18 protein-coding genes and 1 pseudogene are annotated in these 22604 nt (G+C 40.0%); 9 read left to right on the forward strand and 10 right to left on the reverse strand.

All coding sequences use genetic code 11. The features are described 5' to 3' along the window. The first annotated feature begins 61 nt into the window (after positions 1-61). On the forward strand, positions 62-703 hold the full coding sequence (gene catA / locus ACWPW6_RS07990) for a type A chloramphenicol O-acetyltransferase (protein ID WP_250000353.1): 642 nt from the start codon (positions 62-64) through the stop codon (positions 701-703). Positions 704-815: 112 nt separating this feature from the next. Here catA and ACWPW6_RS07995 read toward each other — a convergent pair whose 3' ends face one another. The 3 genes from ACWPW6_RS07995 to ACWPW6_RS08005 all read right to left on the reverse strand — a co-directional run bounded on the left by ACWPW6_RS07995 (position 816) and on the right by ACWPW6_RS08005 (position 4669). Then, positions 816-1769, reverse strand: coding sequence for a glycoside hydrolase family 6 protein (locus ACWPW6_RS07995; protein WP_154623201.1), 954 nt, complete (start codon positions 1767-1769; stop codon positions 816-818). Between the two features lie 404 nt (positions 1770-2173). Further along, the gene (gltP, locus tag ACWPW6_RS08000; RefSeq protein ID WP_250000355.1) at positions 2174-3481 is read right to left on the reverse strand and encodes a glutamate/aspartate:proton symporter GltP; all 1308 of its coding nucleotides are present in this window, start codon (positions 3479-3481) and stop codon (positions 2174-2176) included. Between the two features lie 525 nt (positions 3482-4006). Next, complete coding sequence (locus ACWPW6_RS08005) at positions 4007-4669, reverse strand: GntR family transcriptional regulator (RefSeq protein WP_247047768.1); 663 nt, start codon at positions 4667-4669, stop codon at positions 4007-4009. Between the two features lie 391 nt (positions 4670-5060). On the opposite strand from ACWPW6_RS08005, the gene ACWPW6_RS08010 reads away from it, so the two are divergent. The 5 genes from ACWPW6_RS08010 to ACWPW6_RS08030 are packed head-to-tail and all read left to right on the forward strand — an operon-like array spanning position 5061 to position 11252. Continuing rightward, positions 5061-6305, forward strand: coding sequence for an NRAMP family divalent metal transporter (locus ACWPW6_RS08010; RefSeq protein ID WP_154621939.1), 1245 nt, complete (start codon positions 5061-5063; stop codon positions 6303-6305). A gap of 15 nt (positions 6306-6320) precedes the next feature. Next, positions 6321-7094, forward strand: a complete 774-nt coding sequence (locus ACWPW6_RS08015; RefSeq protein ID WP_250000357.1) for a LamB/YcsF family protein — start codon at positions 6321-6323, stop codon at positions 7092-7094. Further along, on the forward strand, positions 7091-7897 hold the full coding sequence (locus ACWPW6_RS08020; protein WP_163861161.1) for a putative hydro-lyase: 807 nt from the start codon (positions 7091-7093) through the stop codon (positions 7895-7897). Before ACWPW6_RS08015 ends, ACWPW6_RS08020 begins: the two co-directional genes overlap by 4 nt. Positions 7898-7906: 9 nt before the next feature. Then, positions 7907-9520 carry a 5-oxoprolinase subunit B/C family protein gene (locus ACWPW6_RS08025; RefSeq protein ID WP_250000359.1) on the forward strand — a complete coding sequence of 538 codons (1614 nt, stop codon included), beginning with the start codon at positions 7907-7909 and terminating at the stop codon, positions 9518-9520. Continuing rightward, a complete protein-coding gene (locus ACWPW6_RS08030; RefSeq protein ID WP_250000361.1) occupies positions 9507-11252 on the forward strand; it encodes an acetyl/propionyl/methylcrotonyl-CoA carboxylase subunit alpha in 1746 nt (581 codons plus the stop codon). The genes ACWPW6_RS08025 and ACWPW6_RS08030 overlap by 14 nt, the downstream gene beginning before the upstream one ends. 46 nt (positions 11253-11298) lie before the next feature. Here ACWPW6_RS08030 and ACWPW6_RS08035 read toward each other — a convergent pair whose 3' ends face one another. After that, positions 11299-11568 carry a hypothetical protein gene (locus ACWPW6_RS08035; protein WP_154621934.1) on the reverse strand — a complete coding sequence of 90 codons (270 nt, stop codon included), beginning with the start codon at positions 11566-11568 and terminating at the stop codon, positions 11299-11301. A gap of 1280 nt (positions 11569-12848) precedes the next feature. On the opposite strand from ACWPW6_RS08035, the gene ACWPW6_RS08040 reads away from it, so the two are divergent. After that, on the forward strand, positions 12849-13391 hold the full coding sequence (locus ACWPW6_RS08040; protein ID WP_154621933.1) for a DUF924 family protein: 543 nt from the start codon (positions 12849-12851) through the stop codon (positions 13389-13391). Positions 13392-13642: 251 nt separating this feature from the next. On the opposite strand, the gene ACWPW6_RS08045 is transcribed toward ACWPW6_RS08040, so the two are convergent. The 4 genes and pseudogenes from ACWPW6_RS08045 to ACWPW6_RS08060 all read right to left on the reverse strand — a co-directional run bounded on the left by ACWPW6_RS08045 (position 13643) and on the right by ACWPW6_RS08060 (position 19036). Then, positions 13643-14419 (reverse strand): dimethyl sulfoxide reductase anchor subunit family protein, encoded by a 777-nt coding sequence (locus ACWPW6_RS08045; RefSeq protein ID WP_250000362.1) that lies wholly within the window; start codon positions 14417-14419, stop codon positions 13643-13645. Position 14420: 1 nt separating this feature from the next. Continuing rightward, positions 14421-15038 carry a DMSO/selenate family reductase complex B subunit gene (locus tag ACWPW6_RS08050; RefSeq protein WP_154621931.1) on the reverse strand — a complete coding sequence of 206 codons (618 nt, stop codon included), beginning with the start codon at positions 15036-15038 and terminating at the stop codon, positions 14421-14423. 11 nt (positions 15039-15049) lie between these two features. After that, a pseudogene (locus tag ACWPW6_RS08055) lies at positions 15050-17477 on the reverse strand (DMSO/selenate family reductase complex A subunit). Positions 17478-17770: 293 nt separating this feature from the next. Next, complete coding sequence (locus tag ACWPW6_RS08060; RefSeq protein ID WP_163861162.1) at positions 17771-19036, reverse strand: mechanosensitive ion channel family protein; 1266 nt, start codon at positions 19034-19036, stop codon at positions 17771-17773. A 335-nt stretch (positions 19037-19371) separates the two neighbouring features. Here ACWPW6_RS08060 and ACWPW6_RS08065 point away from each other — a divergent pair, with 335 nt between their 5' ends. After that, complete coding sequence (locus ACWPW6_RS08065; RefSeq protein WP_250000364.1) at positions 19372-19875, forward strand: anti-virulence regulator CigR family protein; 504 nt, start codon at positions 19372-19374, stop codon at positions 19873-19875. Positions 19876-20184: 309 nt separating this feature from the next. Here ACWPW6_RS08065 and ACWPW6_RS08070 read toward each other — a convergent pair whose 3' ends face one another. Further along, a complete protein-coding gene (locus tag ACWPW6_RS08070; RefSeq protein WP_154622390.1) occupies positions 20185-20760 on the reverse strand; it encodes a DUF308 domain-containing protein in 576 nt (191 codons plus the stop codon). 318 nt (positions 20761-21078) lie between these two features. Between ACWPW6_RS08070 and ACWPW6_RS08075 the strand changes: the two genes are divergently transcribed. After that, the gene (locus tag ACWPW6_RS08075) at positions 21079-21927 is read left to right on the forward strand and encodes a D-amino-acid transaminase (RefSeq protein WP_250000497.1); all 849 of its coding nucleotides are present in this window, start codon (positions 21079-21081) and stop codon (positions 21925-21927) included. A gap of 19 nt (positions 21928-21946) precedes the next feature. Here ACWPW6_RS08075 and ACWPW6_RS08080 read toward each other — a convergent pair whose 3' ends face one another. Then, positions 21947-22528, reverse strand: coding sequence for a cysteine hydrolase family protein (locus tag ACWPW6_RS08080; protein WP_250000366.1), 582 nt, complete (start codon positions 22526-22528; stop codon positions 21947-21949). Positions 22529-22604: the final 76 nt, after the last annotated feature.

Here is a 22604-nt window from a genome sequence, read left to right on the forward strand (position 1 = left end):
AGCAGAGAGAGTCGCCCTTCTTCGTTAAAAAACATTATTAATCAACGAGAAGGGCAATAAAATGAATTATACTAAAGTGAATATTGATGAGTGGAATAGAAAACAACATTTCTCATTTTACCGTCAGGCGATGCCATGTGGGTTTAGTTTAACGACTCAGCTAGATATTAGTACGCTAAAATCGGTAATTGTTAAGCAAGGTTATAAACTTTATCCTGTTATGATTTACCTTATCTCTAAAGCGGTCAACCATTACCCTGAATCACGTATGGCCATAAAAGAGGGGGAGCTTGTACTGTGGGATCAGGTCAACCCTGCTTATACGGTTTTTCATCAGCAGACAGAAACATTTTCACAGTTATGGACTGAATATAATGATGACTGGTCGATATTTTTATCTCATTACCAGCAAGACCAATTATTATATAAAGATTGTCTCGATTTGATGGCTAAACCAGACTACCCGGAAAATCATTTTTGCATTTCGATGATCCCATGGGTGAGCTTTGAAGGGTTCAATTTAAATGTGGCTAATTTCACTGATTATTTTCCACCTATTTTTACGATGGGAAAATATCATTATTCAGGTGAAAAGGTGCTATTGCCTCTTTCAGTGCAAGTACACCATGCAACTATTGATGGTTTTCATATGGCGAGAATGGTGAATCAAATACAAACACTGTGTGATAACGTTGAATATTAGTATCGCTGTCGTTATTCATTAGTATAAAAGAAAGTGCTGATAACGATGATTATCGGCACTTTCTATATTTCTAGAGAAACTGACTCATCATCACGGTGCTTCTGATTGTAGATTAATCCCCATTAACTAATCGCACGGCTAAATCAGGACTGAATACACCCGCTTTAGGGCCACCATGGCAATCTGCTTTAGGTGAAAAATCCCCATCTGATTCTCCAGGTGGTTTAATCCATGCTGTTTTAACAGTAGCAGAGATATCTTTCGGGCCTTCACCAATTTTACGACCCATTGGATTGCACCATTGGTTAGGTAGTGATGAGGCTCCATTACCATTACGAGAAGTATCAATAATGATATTCGGGCGAGCATTAGAAAGTGCGGCGATAAATTGATTTATCTCTTCGCCATATTTGATAGTTGGCTCGGTAGGGTGATAATTAGAAACATTTAATGAGAAACCATAAGCGTCTTTTATACCCGCGTTGACCAACTGTGTTGCCATTTCTTTTGCTGGCTGCCATCGCATATGACCAGCATCTATATATAGATAAACATTCGGACTTAGTGTTTTAAAGCGAGTGACAGCATAATTGAGTAATTCAATCCTTTCTTTACGTTGTGATGGCGTTAAACAGCTCATATCGGCTAAGCCATCAGGCTCAAGAATGATCGTCACCTTAGTATCTGAAATTGTTTTAGCGAGTGTATTAATCCATGTTTGATACTTTTGAGTGTTGGCACTGTTATCCGCTGACGCTTGTCCAGAGCAATCTCGGTTAGGTAACCCGTATAGAACAAGCATCAATTGAGTTTTTTGTTTATTGGCCTGCGTGATATAGCCTGAAATTTGCTGAGTTAATTCTGTTTCATTTTCTTGAATTTTGGATAGCCAAATTGCGGTAGGAACAGAGGCAATTTTTGTATTGATGAGTACGGCTCTTGGGTCATGCTTATTTTTTTCTACCCATAATGCAGCTGAAGATTTTGGGTCAATAAAATAGTCTGCTGCCATGAGCTTACCTATATAACAAGCTGAAATTAAAAATGGAAAAATGATTTTATTCATAGTATCAACTCCGGTTTTAATAAGATGTAATAGCGTAATCAGTTGATATAAATATTAAACATATTTATTAATGCATTAGCTGCTTAATCATTTAGTTTTACCCTGCTAAACCGGATTGAATAATTTAGATTAACAACATGATTTGATATGGTCTGTAACGAAAAGGAATAATAGACAGTATCAATATTATTATTTTAATAAGATGAATTTTTAACATGACGGAGTGATAAAGTAAATATACTTAGTTATTTTGGTGTGGTGATTCTTGAACTGAGTTCTCATTGTTTATATTAATAGAAATTATCAATAATAATGATGTCTTAATTCAGTTATTAAAGATAGATTGGATATAACTAAAAAAACACCAAGTGTTAGCTTGGTGTTTTCGCATATACACTCAATAGTTAGAATGTTTTTTCATATTCTTGAGCTTTGACTTCATCATAGTTATGTTCCCATTTAGCAATAACCAATGCAGCAAGGGCATTACCGATAACATTCAAGGCGGTTCGTGCCATATCAAGAATACGGTCAACGCCCGCAATAAAGGCTAATCCTTCTAATGGGATACCTACACTGCCTAAAGTGGCGAGTAGGACAACGAAAGATACACCCGGTACACCAGCAATTCCTTTTGATGTAATCATTAACGTAAATACAAGAATTAACTCTTGGCCGATAGATAATTCAATGCCATATAACTGAGCAATAAAGATAGCCGCAATACTCTGATAAAGTGTTGAACCATCAAGATTAAATGAATAACCAATAGGAATAACAAAGCTGGTAACAGATTTAGGCGCCCCGTATTTTTCCATTTTATCCATAATACGTGGCAATACGGTTTCAGAACTTGCTGTTGAATAGGCTAATAATAACTCGTCTTTTAAGATTTTCATTAAAGTAAAAATATTAATTTTACAATAGCGAGCAACGAGTCCTAACACAACGATTGCAAAAAATAAGATTGCACAATGTACAAGGATCACTAATTTTAATAATGGAACGAGTGAGGCAAAACCAAAGTTGGCAACGGTGACTGAAATAAGAGCAAATACCCCGATAGGAGCGTACAGCATAATCATGTTAGTGACGCGGAACATCGTTTCTGAGAACGTTTGTAGCACATCCAGTAAGGGTTGCTTTTTCTCTTTAGGTAATGAAGAGAGCCCTAATCCGAATAATACGGCAAAGAAGATCACGGGTAACATTTCACCACTCGCCATAGAAGCAAATATATTACTTGGTACCATGGTTAAAATGGTATTAATGATACCGGAAGGGTGACTTTCTACTTCTTGCGTGGTTTTCTCATATTGTGAGATATCAACTTGCGTGAGTTGTGACATATCAATGCCAACACCGGGTTGAAAGATATTGGCAAAACTGATCCCGACAACTATCGCAATCGTTGTAATCACTTCAAAATAGAGAATCGTTTTAAATCCTAATGAGCCGAGTTGTTTAGTATTACCAACACCAGCGATACCCACAATAAGCGTTGAAATAACAATTGGCACGACGATCATTTTAATTAACTGAATAAATATTTTTCCCGCTGGGGATAAAACATTCACAATTAACCAATCTTTATATTCTACGCTTTCATGCAAAAAGGCGCCGACAATAACCCCTAAAATCAGTGCAATTAATATTTGCCATCCTAGGCCAAACTTAAATGTTTTCTTCGTGGAAATGTGGTTTGAAGTCATAATGAAATCTCAAATATATTAATATTTTTTATGTTTGTGTTTTTACGATCGCAATTCTTATAACTAATATTCGTTAAAACTACAACTATTGATTCGTAAATATTGAATCATTTAGTTGAGTGATTGATGTTAGCAATCATTTTTTATCTTTGATTTGTATATATTTGTAACAGTATCTTTCAGTTACTCATAAAGAAAGGGATTGTATGGAGAATCGATAATACGAACTTTAAACAGATAATGTTTTTTTATTGTTTTCATTCTGTAACTTAAATGTTATTAGATGGATGAAAAGTATTCTAAAAAAAGACATTAATAGAATGGAGATATTAAATAAATGAAGGCGCCATTAATCTATAAATAGAAACTATTTTTATAATTAATATTCTAAATAAATTGGTGGGATATCAGTATCGTGATGACATGAAGGGGATATTTCATAAAATAGAGTCATTAGCTCTTTATGCTCTGAAAAGCCTCGCTAATAGGGATGGATTAATAGAACAAAAATTAATAGAGCAAAAATTAATAACCGGATTGACGACGCTTGTAGGCCGCAAGTAGGGTACGCTCCGATAAATCTAAATACTGGTGTAATTTTTCAGCGGCTTCAAGATTATGACCTGCATTCAATAATTCTAAGATGGACTGATTCTTATCAATATAAGGCGCATATAAAATTTTAGGGTCATTCAGATGACCAAAAGCCAGTCTTAACTCAGCGGCGATATTACGATAAAGTTTAATCAGTCTTTCACTATCAGATAATTCAACGATAGCGGTATGGAATTTCATATTTGCAGTTCCAACGCCAACCCAATTTTCAATTTTCTCTTGTTCGTGAGCTTCACTGACGGCTTGTTTCATTTTTTGTACAGCTGGATGCATTGCATATGCTTGCCTTAATGAATCACATTCAATCAATCGGCGAACTTGGTAAATATCGATGATTGCCGCCATGTCAGGGATAGAAACAAATACTCCCTTATTTGGTGCATAAGTCAGTAATCCTTCTTGCGTTAAAACCCGAAATACCTCACGTAATGTGTTTCGAGAAATCGCTAATTCTTCACTAAGAGCCGCTTCTGATAAGCGTTGGCCTGGCGTGAGTTCTCCAACCGTAATTTTGTGGCGGATCGTTTCGGCGATAGTGACGGATAAGGTCTGCGCAACAGGTTGTTTAGTCATATAAGTCGGTTTGTTATGGATGAATAGCCAATAAAGCGTGCCATAAAAGAATATCTTCACATATTCCCTAAAGGGCTTCAAGGTTCCTTTTGGTGCACTATGACATGGTAACCCATTATTTTGCACTTGATTGGTGCATCTACCTCTTGGAACGCATTCAACTTATGTTAATTATTTGCACGTTTTGTTAAAAAAGTGATCACCATTTGATTTTTAACCTACCAACCACGATTTTTATTGCTTACTTATTCGCCATTCACTATTAATTGTTCAACAATGCATTAAAGATAGATTAACAATTAATTTTATTAGTAGAACAATGGCACGTTTTTTGCCTTTATCACTATCACAACATCAATAACGACAAAAACAATTCGAAAGGAGTATGCATATGGCAGCTCAAGAAAACACAACCACCAGCAGTGCTGAATTTGTAAAAAATAGGCGCACTTCATTAATTGGTGCGATTTTCTTAATGGCAACATCCGCAATTGGTCCCGGTTTTATCACTCAAACTGCAACCTTTACCGTTACATTAGGGGCTGCATTTGCTTTCGGGATCCTCGCGTCAATTATTATTGACTTTGTTGTCCAACAAAATATTTGGCGAGTAGTGACATTAACGAAAATGCACTCCTCTGAGATAGCCAACGCGACCATTCCTGGCAGTGGCTATGTGTTAGCTGTATTAGTCATATTCGGAGGGCTCATCTTTAACATCGGAAATATTGCGGGCGCTGGGTTAGGGTTAAATGCCCTCGTCGGATTAGATCCTAAATGGGGAGGACTAATCAGTGCATTATTAGCGATTTATATTTTCTCTTCTCGTAAGGCGAGTACATTCATTGACCGTGTAATAATTGTGTTGGGGTTAGTCATGATAGGGCTGACACTATTTGTGGCCTTTGCCTCTAATCCACCAGTTGGGGAAGCATTACGCCAAAGTGTCCTGCCAGATACTGTTGATTTTGCAATGATCACAACGATTGTGGGCGGTACAGTAGGGGGGTATATCTGCTATGCAGGTGCGCATCGCTTATTAGATAAAGGTGCGGTGGGTGTTGAAAATATTCATGTTGTTTCAAGTGCTGCGACTAAGGGGATCCTAGTTGTTGGCCTCATGCGTTACATCTTATTCCTCGCTATTCTTGGCGTGGTAGCAAGCGGTGTGACCATTGATATTTCAGGTAAGGCTGCAAATCCTGCATCTCAAGCGTTTCAAGCTGCTGCGGGTAATTTTGGATTGCGTATTTTTGGATTGATTTTATGGGCAGCGGCTTTGACGAGTGTAATAGGCGCTGCTTATACCTCAATGAGCTTTATTACCGCATTTAAAAAATCCATTACAGAAAGGCAGCGTAACATTGCCACAATCATATTCATTGCAATTTCATTAGCTGTTTATTTAATGATGGGAACGGCACCAGCAGCCTTATTGGTATTTGCTGGTGGCTTCAATGGATTAATTTTACCGATTGGTTTAACTATCTTTGTTTATATCGGGTGGAAGCGTGCTGATTTGATGTCCGGATATCATTATCCGCGTTGGTTGCTATGGTCTGGCGTTATTATTTGTGCCCTGACATGGTATATGGGCGCCATGTCGGTTGAAGCTATCTTTAATTATTTGAAGTAGAGGTCAAATAGAACAATGAAAAAAATTATCGATTTAAACAGTGATCTCGGGGAAAGTTTTGGTCAATGGCAAATGGGTAATGATCACGCCATGCTGAAAGTGGTTAGCAGCGCCAATGTTGCCTGCGGATTTCATGCTGGCTCTCCTGAAGGGATCTTTAACACGTTAATTGAGGCTAAAGCCAACCATGTTGTAGTTGGTGCTCATGTCGGATATCCAGATTTAGTTGGTTTCGGCCGTCGGAATATGGATATCTCATCGAATGAACTGATTGCAGATGTGATTTATCAAATCGGGGCGCTGAAAGGGTTAGCGGTAGCTGCGGGTTGTCACGTTGATTATGTCAAACCTCATGGTGCACTGTACAACACCATCGCCCATGATAAACGTCAAGGAATGGCAGTTATTGAAGCGATCTGCGCTATTGACCCTCAATTGGTCTTGGTTGCACTTGCTGGCTCACCGTTGATTGAATGGGCGAAAGAAAGTGGGCTTACTGTCGTTGCAGAGGCGTTTGCAGATAGAGCGTATCACGCGAATGGTACCTTAGTTTCGCGTAAAGAAGTCGGTTCAGTTCTACATGATCCTGAGCAAGTAGCACAGCGTATGCTGCAATTTGTCAATGAAGGTGGCGTGATGTCGATTGAGGGAACCTTTACACCGATTGATGCAGGTTCGATCTGTGTACATGGCGATAGCCCCGGTGCACTGGCTATGGCGCAAAAGGTTCGAGAACTGTTGCAACAAAATGGCGTTGAAATTACTGCTTTTGCGGGGAGAGGGCAATGACTAGGTTATTTAAAGCCTCAGAAAAAGCAATCGCCGCGGCGAGAGAAGCAAGGGAGGCGATCCGCCAAGGTTTTGACAAGCCAACAGCAGGTTTAGCGGCAGGTTTGACACAAGCTAATATGATCGCATTACCTCGTGATTGGGCATTTGATTTTTTATTGTATGCCCAGCGTAACCCCAAAAGCTGTCCTGTTTTAGACGTGTGCGAAGCGGGAAGTTGGCAAACAATTTTAGCTGAAGGCGCTGATTTACGAACAGATATCCCACGTTATCGTGTATGGCAAAACGGCAATTTAGTTGATGAAGTAACGGACGCGACCCATATTTATCAGGAACATCCGGACTTAGTAACCTTTTTAATTGGTTGTAGCTTTACCTTTGAAACGTCATTAATGGAAGCGGGGATTGATGTCCGCCATATTACGGATAACACCAATGTACCCATGTATAAAACGAATCGCTTATGCCGCCCAGCAGGGCGTTTACAAGGTGAGCTTGTTGTCTCGATGAGACCTATCTTGGCGGAGCGGGTAGCCGATGCCGTCAGTATTACAGGGCGTTTTCCATCGGTTCATGGCACTCCTGTTCATATCGGGGCGCCTGAACAATTAGGCATCAAAAATATGATGGCACCTGATTTTGGCGACCCAGTCCGTATTGAAAATGGTGAGATCCCCGTATTTTGGGCTTGTGGTGTGACGCCGCAAGCTGCGGTGATGAAATCGGGAGTTCCCTTTGCGCTTAGCCATGCACCGGGACATATGTTTATTACTGATATACCTGATGCTGCCTACCATGTATAGGAGGGGTTAATGCGATTCTTACCGGTCAATTTAAGCGCTTTTATGATCGAGCTACACAGTCTTGAAGAGACGATGGCATTGACTCATTTACTGCGCAATAGGGCACACAAACTGGCAATTGAAGAGATAACGCCAGCGGCAAGAACAGTGCTTGTTCGTTTTAATTCAATGCTCACCAATATTGATAAGTTAATTGACCAAATTGGCCGTTTAGACATTTCAGCAACGGAGCTGAAATCGGGGCCGCTCGTGACGATCCCCGTTCATTATAATGGGGAAGATCTTGCTGATGTGGCTGAGCATCTTGGTACATCGATTGAAGATGTCATAAGGAGACATACGGAGAATGAATACCAAGTGGCATTTTGTGGTTTTGCTCCCGGATTTGCTTATATGGTGGCGAAAAATGCACAGTTGAATGTACCTAGAAGGCCATCGCCGAGGATCCGTATTCCAGCCGGCTCAGTGGCATTAGCGGGAGAGTTTAGTAGTGTTTACCCGCAGGCTAGCCCTGGGGGATGGCAGCTCATCGGTGTCACGGAAACGGCTGTTTGGGATTTGTATCGAGAGGAACCCGCGCTGTTAAAACCGGGTTATCGAGTCAATTTTGTTGATGCCGCCAGAGCAGAGACGACTTACAGTTTACCTCAGCCGACTCATCACCATAAAAGTCATGAAAAAATGGTCCTGAGTGATGATTTGACGGTGCTAGCAACAGGCTTACAAACATTAGTACAGGACTATGGACGAATGGGATTGTCGGCTTTGGGGATCTCCGAGTCGGGAGCGATGGATAAAGGGGCATTACGTAGCGCTAACCGCCTTGTTGGGAATGATATTCATGAAGCTGCATTAGAAATCACTCAAGGTGGCTTTAAAGCGCAGGCAAACAGACCTTTATTAGTCGGGGTAACCGGAGCCAGTTGTGATGTTGAAATCACCACAGCGGAAGGGATCCACTATTTTGCGCAGCAATATCAGCCAATTCAACTCGCCAAGGGCGACATTATCCATTTGGGGACGGCGACTAAAGGGGTTCGTAGTTATTTGGCTATACGCGGTGGCATTGAGATGACACCTATTTTAGGAAGTTGTTCTTTCGACACCTTAGCTCAAGTTGGCCCAGCGCCACTCAAGGCGGGGCAGTGCTTAGCCGTAAAAAGCCTTAAGCAGCAAACTGTCATTTCACTCAATGAACTGCCCGTTTTAAATTATCCAAGCGCTCATGAAATTGTTGTATTAGATATTGTTTTAGGTCCTCGAACTGACTGGTTTACACAGCAAGCGGTACGATTATTAACATCGCAATTATGGCAAGTGACTGCGGCATCGAATCGTATCGGTTTGCGATTAGCTGGGGATAAGGGGATCGAGCGCGCTAAACATCAAGAATTACCGAGTGAAGGGACTTGTGTTGGTGCAATTCAAATTCCCGCGAATGGTCAACCGGTCCTATTTTTGAATGATCACCCATTAACGGGGGGCTATCCGGTTATCGGGGCAGTGTGTGAATATCATTTAGACCTAGCGGGTCAAATCCCTGTTAACGCAAAAATACAATTTAATCCAATAAAGGTATTCAACGAATTTGAAGGGAGTCGGGACACTTATGCCTACAATTAATCATAATATTCAACATAAAGTGTTGATCGCGAATCGCGGTGAAATAGCGGTAAGAATTATTCGTGCTTGTCGTGATATGGGGTTTACGTCTGTGGCCGTTTATGCAGATGCAGATATTGCGGCATTACATGTCCAAATGGCGGATGAGGCCTATGGTTTAGCGGGTAATACCCCCACTGACAGTTATCTGGATATGCACAAACTGATTAGGATCGCGAAAAAATCAGGGGCTACGATGGTTCACCCTGGTTATGGATTTCTTTCAGAACGTGCAGAATTTGCACGTGCCGTGCAAGAGAATGGCCTTATCTGGATTGGACCTAATCCAGAAACTATTGAAATATTAGGTGATAAGGTAAAAGCTCGCCAACTGGCCATGCAAGTGGGCGCGCCATTGGTCGCAGGAACAAAAGAGCCAGTGAAAGAGGCGAAGGAAGTCGTGGCGTTTGCTCACGCGAATGGTCTCCCCATTGCTATAAAAGCTGCATTTGGTGGCGGAGGACGAGGTTTAAAAGTGGCATGGCAGATGGAGGAAGTGGAAGAGCTCTACCACTCGGCAGTGAGGGAAGCGACAGCAGCATTTGGACGCGGAGAATGTTTCCTTGAACAATTTCTGCATAATCCTCGCCATATTGAAGCACAAGTGATTGCTGATCAGCATGGCAATGTTGTCGTCGTCGGGACTCGTGATTGTTCTTTACAGCGTCGTAATCAAAAGTTGGTGGAAGAATCGCCAGCGCCTTTTCTTTCGCAAGCGTTACAGCAACAAATCATTCAAGCATCTGTCGATATTTGTGCGAAAGCAAATTATATCGGCGCTGCTACAGTCGAGTTTTTACTTAGCCAAGATGGTAAATTATCTTTCCTTGAAGTGAATACACGTTTACAAGTAGAACACCCTGTGACGGAAGAAACGACAGGTATAGACCTAGTCATTGAACAATTACGTATTGCCCAAGGGTTACCATTAAGCATCAATGAAACACCTAAGCCCAGAGGTCATGCTTTTGAGTTTCGTATCAATGCTGAAGATGCGGGAAATGGTTTTCTACCTACACCGGGCGTGATCCAGCGTTTTGAACCACCATCTGGCCCAGGTGTTCGTTTAGACAGTGGTGTTATGGCAGGGTCAACTATACCAAGCACATTTGATTCACTAATGGCGAAATTGATTGTGTTTGGCCGCACACGAGAACAGGCCATTCAGCGTGCTCGCCGTGCTTTAGCCGAATTTACTATTGAAGGTGTAGCATCGGTATTGCCTTTTCATCGTGCAGTGATAGAACAAATGGACTTTTGTGAGCAATTTAACGTGCATACACGTTGGATTGAAACCGAGTTTAGGGTACAAATTCCGCCAGCAAAACGTCAGCTCCCTCAAAATGAGCAGCCGTTAACTCATACTTTTATTGAAATTGATGGTAAACGTTGCCAATTAGGATTGCCCGCACAATTATTAGCAGGGTTATCGTTACAATCTACTGAGCAAGCCTCTACGACAACACAAGCCAATGACAAGCAGGATCATTTGCTGAATGCGCCAATTTCAGGTGTGTTATTTAACTGGTTAGTTGCTGAAGGTGATGAGGTGGCTCAAGGGGAGGTGATTGGTGTGATGGAAGCCATGAAGATGGAGGTTCAGGTAATAGCACACCGTGCAGGTAAATTGAAATATATTGCTAAAAAAGGTGATTATATTAACGCAGATTGTGCCATCGCTGAAATTGCCTAGCTGTTTGATGGGAGCAAGTTACAACGGGCTCCCACGTTTGCCAATGTTATCGAGAAATACGCGTTGGTAATGAACGTAGTGGAGGATTAGGCGCAGGCACACTGTGTTGGTCCTCTTTTTTAATTTCGTCGCTATCTCGATAGACTTCACCACACATAAAGTACAGGTTTGGGCGTTTGGATTCGAGGTAAGATTTACGGCTGATACATTCTTGTTGCGTAAAAATGGTCTCAGTAACAGGTAGCGCATCACATGCATCTGTGCCGCAAGGGCTTACCCATAAGGCCCATCCAATGAGTACCATATGTCCTGCCATTCGAACTGCTCCTCCAACAAGTATGAAAGTAACACTGGGCCACAGCGAGTGGCTGCACTAACGATGACAAATTAACTCACTTGACGGCATCTGTTAGCGACGATAAGTGTAAAAAGCGAGCATTAATTAATAGATTGAACACAAATGTTATCATTGGATTCAGCAAATGTATGTAATGTCGTGAATAATCATTGTAAATTGGCATTAAATAGCAAATCAATAAGTTAAGATTGTAACAAGTAATAATCTCTATTAGAGACCTATCATTGTTAATATTATGAATTAAAAGGCGTTAATAATGCGTCATGATGTCGTAAAAAATATTTTTTCAAAATTAGCAATACAAAATAGATGTTATTATCACTATCTAAATAATAAGCATTCTAATTATGATTCAGTTAATGTCACCCCCCAAAGACATTTTTGGACTTGGTGTAAGAAAATAAATAGGTAATAGGCTAAATGGAAGGGGATGGATGAGGCGGAGTAGCATTATTCTATAAGATGTTTTTTGCTTATATTCGTTATTGTTGTTCAGCCTGTTTGATATCGAAAGTAACAAATATCATGGGATAGTCACAAATTGCGTTCGGTAATGTCTTATTTAGACTGTGTTGAGTGTCCACCACTATTATTAACCATTTTTATTTATGATATATCAATAATGTCAAATCTTTTATGGGGAAATGTAAAGTCCACAATAGACGCTCTAAATTAGAATGAAAATCGATAAAGGCAATGGGTTGAATATTAAAATATAGACTTGTCTGTTTTGTTTTAAATAAAGGTTTCTTAAAAAATACTGATGAATTGATAAAGTACTATGACTCATTTTAGCTAGTTGATTAATTACAACACTATGATAATAATCAATTTCTCAAACGAGAACACCTGGCGCATGTAAATATGGATAACTGAGTTTATAGCCTATACGAATATAATATTGGTTTGGTGTTATTTGTCGTGAAAAATAGCGATGTATTCACTAAATCATTTAACTGTTCATTTTTTAATGAAGGCATCGGTATCTTTTAGGTTAATTTACTTAGGCTATGTGGATTGATAGATTTTAATTATTTTTATTGAATAGCGATAGGAGAACCCTATCAGGCTGATTGATTTATAACCACGATTGGTCGCTAATTTTGGAACCGCTTCGCAAAAACGTAAAATATTTGTCTTATGATTGTTGTTTTAAGAGCTAGCTCATAACAATGATAATGGGTTTTATTTACGATAAAAAATAACTTATCACTACAGAAATTGGGTATCTAACGATTATGAATACCATGGAGAACGTTTTGACATTTTGGTTCGAAGAATCGACACCAAAACAGTGGTTTGAAAAAAGTGCAAAATTTGATGCGGTCATTACCCAACGTTTTGCCGGAACCTTAGAACGTGCGGCAAAAGGCGAACTTGCTTACTGGCGAATTTCTATCCGTGGTCGACTCGCTGAAATTATCGTTCTAGACCAGTTTTCAAGAAATATTTGGCGTGATACGGCAAAAGCGTTTGCACAAGACCAAATGGCTTTAGTGTTAGCTCAAGAAGCGATCAAACAGCCAGACTATAATTTATTGCCTTTATCTCAACGAAAATTCATTCTCATGCCGTTTATGCATTCGGAATCCAGCTTTATTCATCAACAAGCGGTGGAGTTATTTCGAGGATTAGGCGACGACAATACATTGAATTATGAAATGCAGCATAAAGCCATTATTGATCGTTTTGGGCGTTATCCGCATCGTAATGAGATATTAGGGCGGGTATCAACGAAAGAAGAAATTGCATTTTTACAGCAACCTAATTCATCTTTTTAATCATCAATTGTAGTGCTGTGCTTGAGGCTCTCTAACCGCAGTATTAATAGCGTTCGCTTAGCTTCAATTCTGTTTGGGTGAGTGAAATGACTTGGCGGTGATTTGACGTTGATAATCTGTAATTCATACTCAGTGTTACAAAGCTCACAGAATAAAATTGTCAGTGTTATTTTGTATAATGGGCAACGACAAGAGAAAGCCTGCAATTTTGCAGGCTTTCTCTTTAGTGGGAAAACAGGTGTAATGATGAATTACATCGTAATTTGCCACAGGTTATAAAAAGCGATACGCCCAGCAAGTTCTGCAAGTAAAACGGCACCCGCACAGGTTGCGAGAGTCGCTTTTGGGGCACGTTGTTTTAATGCCATGCCGACAAAACCAGCTAATGCGATCACCAGTACAACAACTTGGAATCCCCAAAAACCAGTCTGTTCTGCGCTAAGTGCAGGGCCTGTTTCGGATAAAAAGGCCTGATAACCAGCACGGCTTGCGAAGATAACGACAGCACCGACTAAGAAAGCCGTAATACCTAAACCACGAGCACCGATAGCAATCGCCAAGGCTCCGCCACCGACTAACATGGTCATCCACATTTGTAATGTGGTGTAGCTAGTATTCCAGTTTGCAATGGACGCAATATTATAAACTTGTGGAATTGACCAAACAAAAGCGAGTCCAGAGATCACCGCAGCAATGTTCGCGAGTTCGCGTAACAGCGGTTTTTTATAAAATAACGTGAAAAACAGTGTTGCTGCGGCAAAAGTGACAAAAACACCACTTAAGAACGCCTCATTACTCATTGGCGAACGACCAACACCGAGTAGCATATTGAAAAAGCGTAGCGGTTGGCCAACGTGTAAGCCACCAATAGCTAATCCAATAATCATCACCACAAATGCGAGAATATTGGCATTTTTCAATTGTTTTTCATCAATAGATCCCATTTTTTTGCTCAAATACGCAAATAAAAATAGACCTGCCGCCGATTGCCCTAGGACGGTGAAAAAGACTAATGGTAATTCATGCATTTTACACCTCCGCTGGGTTTTTGAGTTCGCCACTTTTATCGCCAGATGGTTTGGCATCTTTGTGTGGCTTAATGACGATATTTGGATTAGTCAGGCTTGGGTCTGGCATTGGTGCAATACCGCATTCCGTGCCATGAAGCTCACGAAGGACATTGATATCATCAAAATCCAGCGCTCGTTGTGGGCATGACTCAACACAAACAGGTTTCATACCTTTAGCGACACGCTCGTAGCAACCATCACATTTGCTCATCAGCTTTTTCTTCTCGTCATATTGAGGCGCGCCATACGGGCAACGCAATTCGCAATAACGACAGCCAACACAGACGGATTGATCGACAACAACGAGGCCATCTTCTGCACGTTTGTGCATCGCTCCTGTTGGACAACCTTCCACGCAGGTTGGGTTCGAACAGTGGTTACAAGAGATGGATAAATAGTAGCTATAAACATTTTGCTGCCAAATACCATCTTGTTTCTGCCAACTACCACCACCAAATTCGTATACACGACGGAATTTAGGGCCTAAATCGAGATCTTTTTCGTCCTTACAACTGACCTGACACGTTTTACAGCCAGTACATTTTGTGGAGTCAAAATAAAAGCCATACTGTTTCATCAATTAACTCCTTAAGCGCGTTTCACTTCAACAAGGTTAGTATGTTGTGGTGTTCCTTTTGCCAGTGGAGAAGGAACTTGTGAGGTTAGGGTGTTGATACAGCCTCCCGTATCTAATCCCGCTGTATCTAAGGTACGCCATGCACCTTGTGGAACAGCGATAACACCCGGTAATACGCGCTCAGTCACTTTAACTTTAATCTGAATGCGACCACGGTCATTGAATATTTCAGCGACATCACCATTGCTTAATCCACGTTCTTGGGCATCAATAGGGTTGAGCCAGAATTGGTGTGGAATAGCTTCACGTAACATCTCAACATTAAAATAGCTTGAGTGAACATGACCTTTATCATGGAAGCCCGTCATTAATAATGGGAATTTTTGTTGGCTACGTTGCTGTTCAACGCCTTCTTTATTGACGCAATATTCCGGAATTGCCGGTATACGCTGGCCTTCTGGAAGTTCCCAATTTTTAACACGCTCTGCTAATTGCTCTGAATAAATTTCAATTTTTCCAGAAGGTGTTTTTAATGGATTTGCGACAGGATCATCACGGAAATCCTTCAGTGCAATGTATTTTGACGTATCGGCAAATTGACGGTCGATAATGCCACCACCATCGGTTTCACTGAACTCAGGTAAATGAGGCATTTTTTCACGGGTTTTGTTGTAGCAATATTCAATCCACTCTTCATAAGTACGACCTTCAGTGAATTGTTCTTTTACTCCCATTTTCTCTGCAATGTCAGCTAATACATCATAGTTAGGGCGGTTTTCCCACAGAGGTTTAATCGCATTTTGCAAACGGACTAAATAGTGATAGGCGCCACTTGCATAGGAGTTATTGATAAGATCATTTGTCTCAACGGGGGTAACATCCGGCAGCAGCAAATCAGCATATTGTGCCGATGGCGTGTGGTGGTTATCCCAAACTAAGATAAATTCACATTTTGATTCATCAGATAAAATATCGTGGGTTTTATTCAAGTCAGCGTGCTGGTTACCGATCACGTTACTTGAGTAGCACCACATAAATTTGATGTCGTTATTGAGCTTATCTGCCCCTTTGATACCGCCATTTTCAGCAGTTAACTCTTTACCGCGGACAATAGCTTCAGTCCACATAAATGAAGGTAATGTCGCTTTAACAGGGTTTGGTAAAGCGAAACCAGCAACAGGGTAAGCAATACTATTGCCCCAAAGGCCTGTATTGGTACCTGGGCGACCAATATTACCTGACATGATAGGAAGCATCATGATAGAGCGGCAGGCTTGTTCGCCATTTTCAGTACGTTGTAAACCCCAGCCTTGTGAAATCCACGCATGCTTTGAATTACCAATTTCGCGAGCTAATTGGATAATACGTGAAACCGAAATACCGGTTAGCTGACTAGCCCATTCAGGAGTCTTAGCGATGCCATCTGGACCGTTACCAAGGATATAATCCTTGTAAGAACCATTACGTGGTGCGGAAGCGGGCAGTGTGCTTTCATCCCAACCGACACAGTAATTTTTCAAAAATTCTTCATCGGTTAAGCCTTCTTGGATCATGACATAGCCTAGCGCTGCAACTAGTGCAGCATCGGTACCCGGATAGATAGGGATCCATTCTGCGCCAAGTGTGGTCACACTATCAGTACGGCGAGGGTCAATGATGATGACTTTCGCTTTACTCTTGTCTAATGCGTTCAATGTTTCATAGAACTGACCGCCACCAGACATACGTGTTTCAGCAAGGTTATGACCAAACATCACAACGAGGTCTGAGTTTTGGATCTCAGAAAGCAGGGATTCTTCCACACTACCATAAACATATGGTGTGATTTCCATTAACTGAGCATAGGAATAGGTACCGTAGTCACCAAGGAACCCACCCGTCAGGCTGAGAAGACGTTTACATGCCGCACGACCATGCAAGTTAGCCCCTGTTGAACCTGTACCGTATTGGTAATAAATTGCATCGCTGCCATATTTATCAATGGTGTATTTGAGTTTTTCAGCAATGATGGTTGTTGCCTCATCCCAACTGATTTTTGAATTTGCCTTCACCGCGTTTACCAACGCGCACCATTGGGTATTTCAGGCGATCAGGATTGTAGGTTTTCCAACGTACTGAACGGCCACGTAAGCATGGGCGAATTTGGTGCTCCCCTAATGTAGAGTCGTCGTACATGGTTTCGTTAGAAATACGACTGATAACACCATCCTTAACATGGACTTTGAGTGGACAACGGCTACCACAGTTAACTAAGCAAGCGCTATAACTGATTTTTTCGTTGATTTCATCAGGCATGATTTCTGGTGTTTTTGCTTGAGCAGCAAAAGGTAAGGTGATTGAGCCTGCGACAGCAGCTGCGGTAGCCACTGTTGCGGAAGTTTGAATAAACTCCCTTCTGCTCAGTTCTCCAAAATGAGTATTTTTATTTGTTTTATGCATTGACATTGCCTATATGTAAAGTTCGATATCACTTTCCTATGTATGTTAAAAAAAGTTGTAACAAAGCAACATGACCTACATCAACAATATCCATGATAAATCAAAGGCTATCATGTTTTATCACATTAATATTAAAAGGGTTTTTTCGGCAATTTAGGGAAATATAGCGATTTACATTATCTATCGATATGTATTTGTTTATATAATGAGGCGTACTAAAAGCAGTAAAAGAGGGTGTTTTCCCTCTTTTACTGTACTACCAAAGTTGTAATACCATTAGATAAATTAATTAGTTACTCTTGGGTATTTGAATTTGCTATGGTTTGACCAATCGCGCGCATATCTGTACCCGTTGGTGATTGATGAACGCGTAGATCAAATTGTGGCAGGATGGAAAAAATATGGTCAAAAATATCCGATTGAATACGTTCATATTCAACCCATGCCGTTGTGTTCGTAAAGGCATAAATTTCAATCGGCAAACCATTTGAGTCAGACTCAAGCTGCCTTACCATGATTGTCATCCCTTTATGAATATTCGGATGCGATTTCATATACGCCTCAACATAAGCACGAAACGTACCGATATTGGTCAGCCGGCGTTGATTCAATGGTGTTGCTTTATCGTCTGGAATCGCAGAGTTGAACACTTGAATCTCAGATATTTTTTGTCCCATATAGGGCTCAAGTAAATTCGCTTTTTCTAAAGCGGTAATTTTTTCAGGTTCAAGAAAATGGATGCTGGTGGTATCTAAACGAATACTACGTTTAATACGGCGACCACCTGATTCAGTCATGCCTTTCCAGTTTTTGAATGAATCCGAAATCAAAGCATAAGTTGGAATTGTGGTAACGGTGTTATCCCAATTGCGAACTTTAACTGTTGTTAGACCAATATCGACGACTGCACCATCAGCGCCATATTTTGGCATTTCAAGCCAATCACCAATGTTCACCATATTATTTGCAGATAGTTGGATACCTGCAACTAACCCCATGATGGGATCCTTAAAGACCAACATCATGACGGCCGTCATTGCACCTAAACCACTAAGTAAGATAAGTGGAGATTTACCGATCAATAATGCAATGATCATGATGGCAATGAGCACGGTAGCGATCAGTTTTATGCTCTGAAAAATGCCTCGTAATGGTAAATGGGCTGTTTTTGCTGCTCGTTGTAAGATACTTAATAAGATATCGAGAATAGAATAAAAGGTGAGCAAACCGAAAAGTAAACACCAAGCCTGTGATGCCACGGTTAATATTTGCTGTGCGGTTGAGCCAGCATGTAGCCATAACACGGCTTGAATATTAACAACAACACCTTGGATAACAAAAGCGATGCGGTTAAATAAATTGAATTGGGTTAATTGGCGCTGCCATCCACTGTCTTTTTGCTGTCCACTTTTCTCGATACGAGGAAGAATAATTTTATGCAAAATAAAATGCAAAACGAGGGCAACGATTAAAATTAAGCCTAAGACCATTAAAAGCGAAGCAATATCGGCATATTCTTGATTAAACTGGCGTACCCAGTCTAGCAGTTGCTGCTGCATGTGCTCTCCTTTTTTATTGACATCAAACGTACAAATAAATGTTTTGGTTAAAGTATTTCACTATAAGTTACGCATAGACAATAACATAAATGTGACTCAATCTCATCTATAGTGGATAAAAAAACTGGGATAGGCAAAAAATTAAGTTGAAAGTACAATTCAATGGATGAAATTAAGTTTTAAATAAAAAAATTATGTATTTAATAGAATATTATAAATTAATAAAAAACACCAATAGCGAATTTACGTATAATTACCTAATATAAGACAATTTCCGATTGTTGAATTTCGAACGACTGATTACTTTAAGCGGGATGATTAGCGGCGGAGTTGCAATGATGAAAAAACTGAAAATGGGAAGATGCACTCTTTCTATCTTATTAATGATAATACCTTATAGCATTCAGGCAGATGCTCGGAATCACCACTGGGAAGGTCATAGTCATCATCAATATTATGACGATAGACCGCATAAACATAAGTATAAAGAGCATAGAAAACACCCTAATGCGCCTCGTTATTATCCTAATTACGGAATGATAATACCAAGTCCTGCTATACCAGTTTTAAGTGTTAATTTAAATGTTGCGTCGATTAGACCGATTGCAATTGATTATGGAATTACAGGCTATTCACGTTTACCACCTAAAATGGCAAGACAAATTATTGTTGGTCAGCCATTACCTGCTGGTATAGGGAGGCATCATTTACCGAGAGGGTTTGTATCCCAATTACCTGTTTATGAAGGGTATGAATGGCGTATAAGTGGACGCGATTTGCTACTCGTCGCAGTCAGCACAGCGGTTGTGGTTAAAGTGATTCAAGATGTATTTGAATAAAAAAACAGCCTTAAAACAATTTAAGGCTGTATTGCTAAATAATATGCATAGAACGCTAAAGGTGAGGTAATAAAGGCTTTCGTTTTTTACATAAAACGCTTAGCAAGTAATTCAATAACTTCTTGAACGTTGCTAATAAATTCTTTGATGCTATTCATGGAAACTCCAAAAGTTAAAGTGTGATCTAGATCACTTGAATGCATTTTAGCTTTTGGCTGTAGAATGTCAAGCACCTAGCTAAACATTTTTTGAATCTTTAAAAAAATTTTGATATCAGCAGTTTTCAGTTCAATATTTTTGAATTATCAATCACTTACTGCTATTTTTTAGCGCTCCAGCCAGTAGGAATAAATTAAAAGAACTAAACAGTAATTCAATACCAATAAAGAGCGTTAACAATGTGATTGACGTTTGCGCATTACCGCTTAACAGCATGTAGGCAATGATAAAATCGAGAATACCAATTAAAATATTCATCATTCCCGCCGCAGAGCTGAAAAGTTTAGCGCCAACGAAGATACGGATCACACCACCAATTATGAAGAGAATAGCGACAAATACCGCTAAGAATAATAAGCTTTGTAAGGGGTCAGTGATAAAAGCATAGCCTAAGATTAAGTAAGCAATACCTGCAATTAAGCTGAATAAGACAGATACATTTGCATACAGTCGATTGAATACAATATTTAAAATGACGGCTATACCGCTAATCAATAACATAACACCGATCAATGAACTAAATGCGATACCAGAGACAATCGGGTTAGTTATACAGACCACCCCCCCAATGAGAAGCAATAAGGCGACCAAATAGATAAGCGTTCTATGACCTTTTAATTGTGAATCTGCAAGATTTTTAAGTTGATTTTGATTGAGATTAAGCATAATAAAATTTCCCCTTAAATCAAATGAGTGGCAACTGTATGGGTCGATTTGAGTTAATATCCAAAATATAGACCATTAGTGTTTAATTCAATAGCTATTTCACAAAAACACTAATCGTGGCTATTGTTAATACTAGCGATTAAGTCCAAATATGATGAATTAAAGTGGCAAGAATAAAATTGAACAATACAATACTCAAATAATGAGTGGTTAAGTCAATAACTCAAATAATAGTGTTTTTGTAATACTAATGAGTGAAAACAGATATATCGCATCGTGAAACTTGGTATTTATAAGCTTGAAAAGGAAGTAAACATTATGATTACCTACATAAATGGTCAATTTGTGCCAGAAGAACAAGCATCAATATCCGTATTCGACCGTGGTTTCTTGTTTGCTGATGCAGTCTATGAAGTTACCGCTGTTGTTAATGGTCGTTTGGTTGATTTTAAAAATCATATGACACGCTTGCAACGTTCATGTCATGAATTGCAATTAGCTTTACCTTATACAGAAGAGTCGTTATTAAAAATTCACCAACAGATCATTGAAAAAAATAATCTCACTGAAGGGTTAATTTATTTACAACTCACAAGGGGCAATGCTGGACAGCGCAATTTCTTGTTTCCCGATAAAACGATTACACCCACATTAGTGATATTTGCCCAACAAGCTTCGATTATTGATAATCCACGCGCTACAACAGGGATTAGTGTCGTAACATTTGACGATATTCGTTGGCAACGATGCGATATTAAAACCGTTGCTTTGCTGGCGGCATGTTTAGCAAAAGACTATGCGCATTCTCAAGGGGCGGATGATGCACTTTTTGTGTCAAATGGCAATATCACAGAAGGGAGTTCAAGCAACTTTTTTATCATTACACATGAAAATATAATCAAAACTCGTGCTTTAGGTTATGAAATATTACCCGGTATTACGCGGCAAGCAATTTTAACGCTTGCTCGGGAGCAGCATTTAGCTATTGAAGAAGGTACTTTTACTGTTGAAGAGGCAATGGCAGCAAAAGAAGCTTTTATTACTTCATCAACGACATTCGTTTGGCCTGTTATTGAAATTGACGGGCGGAAAGTGGCCGGCGGAAAGCCTGGACCACTAACACACCGGTTGCGTGAAATTTATATACAAAAGATGTTAGTTGTATAAGACATGAAAAAGAGTTAATTCACTTTAGTTTTCCTTGCAGGAAATCGGCTAGGGAGGAAACGGTGACCATTCCTTGTAATGCTTGCATACTTTGATGATGTAGCTCTAATGTTGCTGCGGCGCATAGTTCATCAATGACTGTAACTTGATAACCGAAATCATGAGCTTGGCGAGCACTGCTTTGAATGGTCATCACTGAACTGACCCCACCAAAAATAACATGTTTAATGTTATTTTCTTTTAACCAATGGTTGAGTTGGTTACCTGTAAATGCGCTGACACCTTTTTTTACTATGATGACGTCACGGAGTTGAACATCTAATTTTTCAGCCCAATGGCAGCCAGCAGAGCTTAATTTTAATGCACCGATCGCTTTTGCATGATGGAACATAGGGGAACCCGCTGGGATATCATGATAATCATCCGCAAAGCCCACTTTTACCCAGATAATAGGGATATTATTTTTACGGGCAAAATCGGCGGCTTGATTCGCTCTGTCGATAATATGGCGTTCTTGAGTTTGTGGATAGCTGGTATTTAATAAACCATTTTTGCCAACGATTTCCTGAATTAGGTCGATAATAATGAGTGCTTGGGACATGAGCTTTCCTTCAAACAAATAAGTAAAAAGACTTACAGTGTTTAAGTATAGACTAAACACTGTTTAAGACTCTGTT

The sequence above is a fragment of the Providencia sp. Marseille-Q8014 genome (assembly GCF_965112055.1).

Bases quoted from the DNA above. Each gene is read 5' to 3' on its own strand.
- catA (WP_250000353.1), top strand. From the start codon at position 62: ATGAATTATACTAAAGTGAATATTGATGAGTGGAATAGAAAACAACAT.
- ACWPW6_RS07995 (WP_154623201.1), bottom strand. From the start codon at position 1,769: ATGAATAAAATCATTTTTCCATTTTTAATTTCAGCTTGTTATATAGGT.
- gltP (WP_250000355.1), bottom strand. From the start codon at position 3,481: ATGACTTCAAACCACATTTCCACGAAGAAAACATTTAAGTTTGGCCTA.
- ACWPW6_RS08005 (WP_247047768.1), bottom strand. From the start codon at position 4,669: ATGACTAAACAACCTGTTGCGCAGACCTTATCCGTCACTATCGCCGAA.
- ACWPW6_RS08010 (WP_154621939.1), top strand. From the start codon at position 5,061: ATGGCAGCTCAAGAAAACACAACCACCAGCAGTGCTGAATTTGTAAAA.
- ACWPW6_RS08015 (WP_250000357.1), top strand. From the start codon at position 6,321: ATGAAAAAAATTATCGATTTAAACAGTGATCTCGGGGAAAGTTTTGGT.
- ACWPW6_RS08020 (WP_163861161.1), top strand. From the start codon at position 7,091: ATGACTAGGTTATTTAAAGCCTCAGAAAAAGCAATCGCCGCGGCGAGA.
- ACWPW6_RS08025 (WP_250000359.1), top strand. From the start codon at position 7,907: ATGCGATTCTTACCGGTCAATTTAAGCGCTTTTATGATCGAGCTACAC.
- ACWPW6_RS08030 (WP_250000361.1), top strand. From the start codon at position 9,507: ATGCCTACAATTAATCATAATATTCAACATAAAGTGTTGATCGCGAAT.
- ACWPW6_RS08035 (WP_154621934.1), bottom strand. From the start codon at position 11,568: ATGGCAGGACATATGGTACTCATTGGATGGGCCTTATGGGTAAGCCCT.
- ACWPW6_RS08040 (WP_154621933.1), top strand. From the start codon at position 12,849: ATGAATACCATGGAGAACGTTTTGACATTTTGGTTCGAAGAATCGACA.
- ACWPW6_RS08045 (WP_250000362.1), bottom strand. From the start codon at position 14,419: ATGCATGAATTACCATTAGTCTTTTTCACCGTCCTAGGGCAATCGGCG.
- ACWPW6_RS08050 (WP_154621931.1), bottom strand. From the start codon at position 15,038: ATGAAACAGTATGGCTTTTATTTTGACTCCACAAAATGTACTGGCTGT.
- ACWPW6_RS08060 (WP_163861162.1), bottom strand. From the start codon at position 19,036: ATGCAGCAGCAACTGCTAGACTGGGTACGCCAGTTTAATCAAGAATAT.
- ACWPW6_RS08065 (WP_250000364.1), top strand. From the start codon at position 19,372: ATGATGAAAAAACTGAAAATGGGAAGATGCACTCTTTCTATCTTATTA.
- ACWPW6_RS08070 (WP_154622390.1), bottom strand. From the start codon at position 20,760: ATGCTTAATCTCAATCAAAATCAACTTAAAAATCTTGCAGATTCACAA.
- ACWPW6_RS08075 (WP_250000497.1), top strand. From the start codon at position 21,079: ATGATTACCTACATAAATGGTCAATTTGTGCCAGAAGAACAAGCATCA.
- ACWPW6_RS08080 (WP_250000366.1), bottom strand. From the start codon at position 22,528: ATGTCCCAAGCACTCATTATTATCGACCTAATTCAGGAAATCGTTGGC.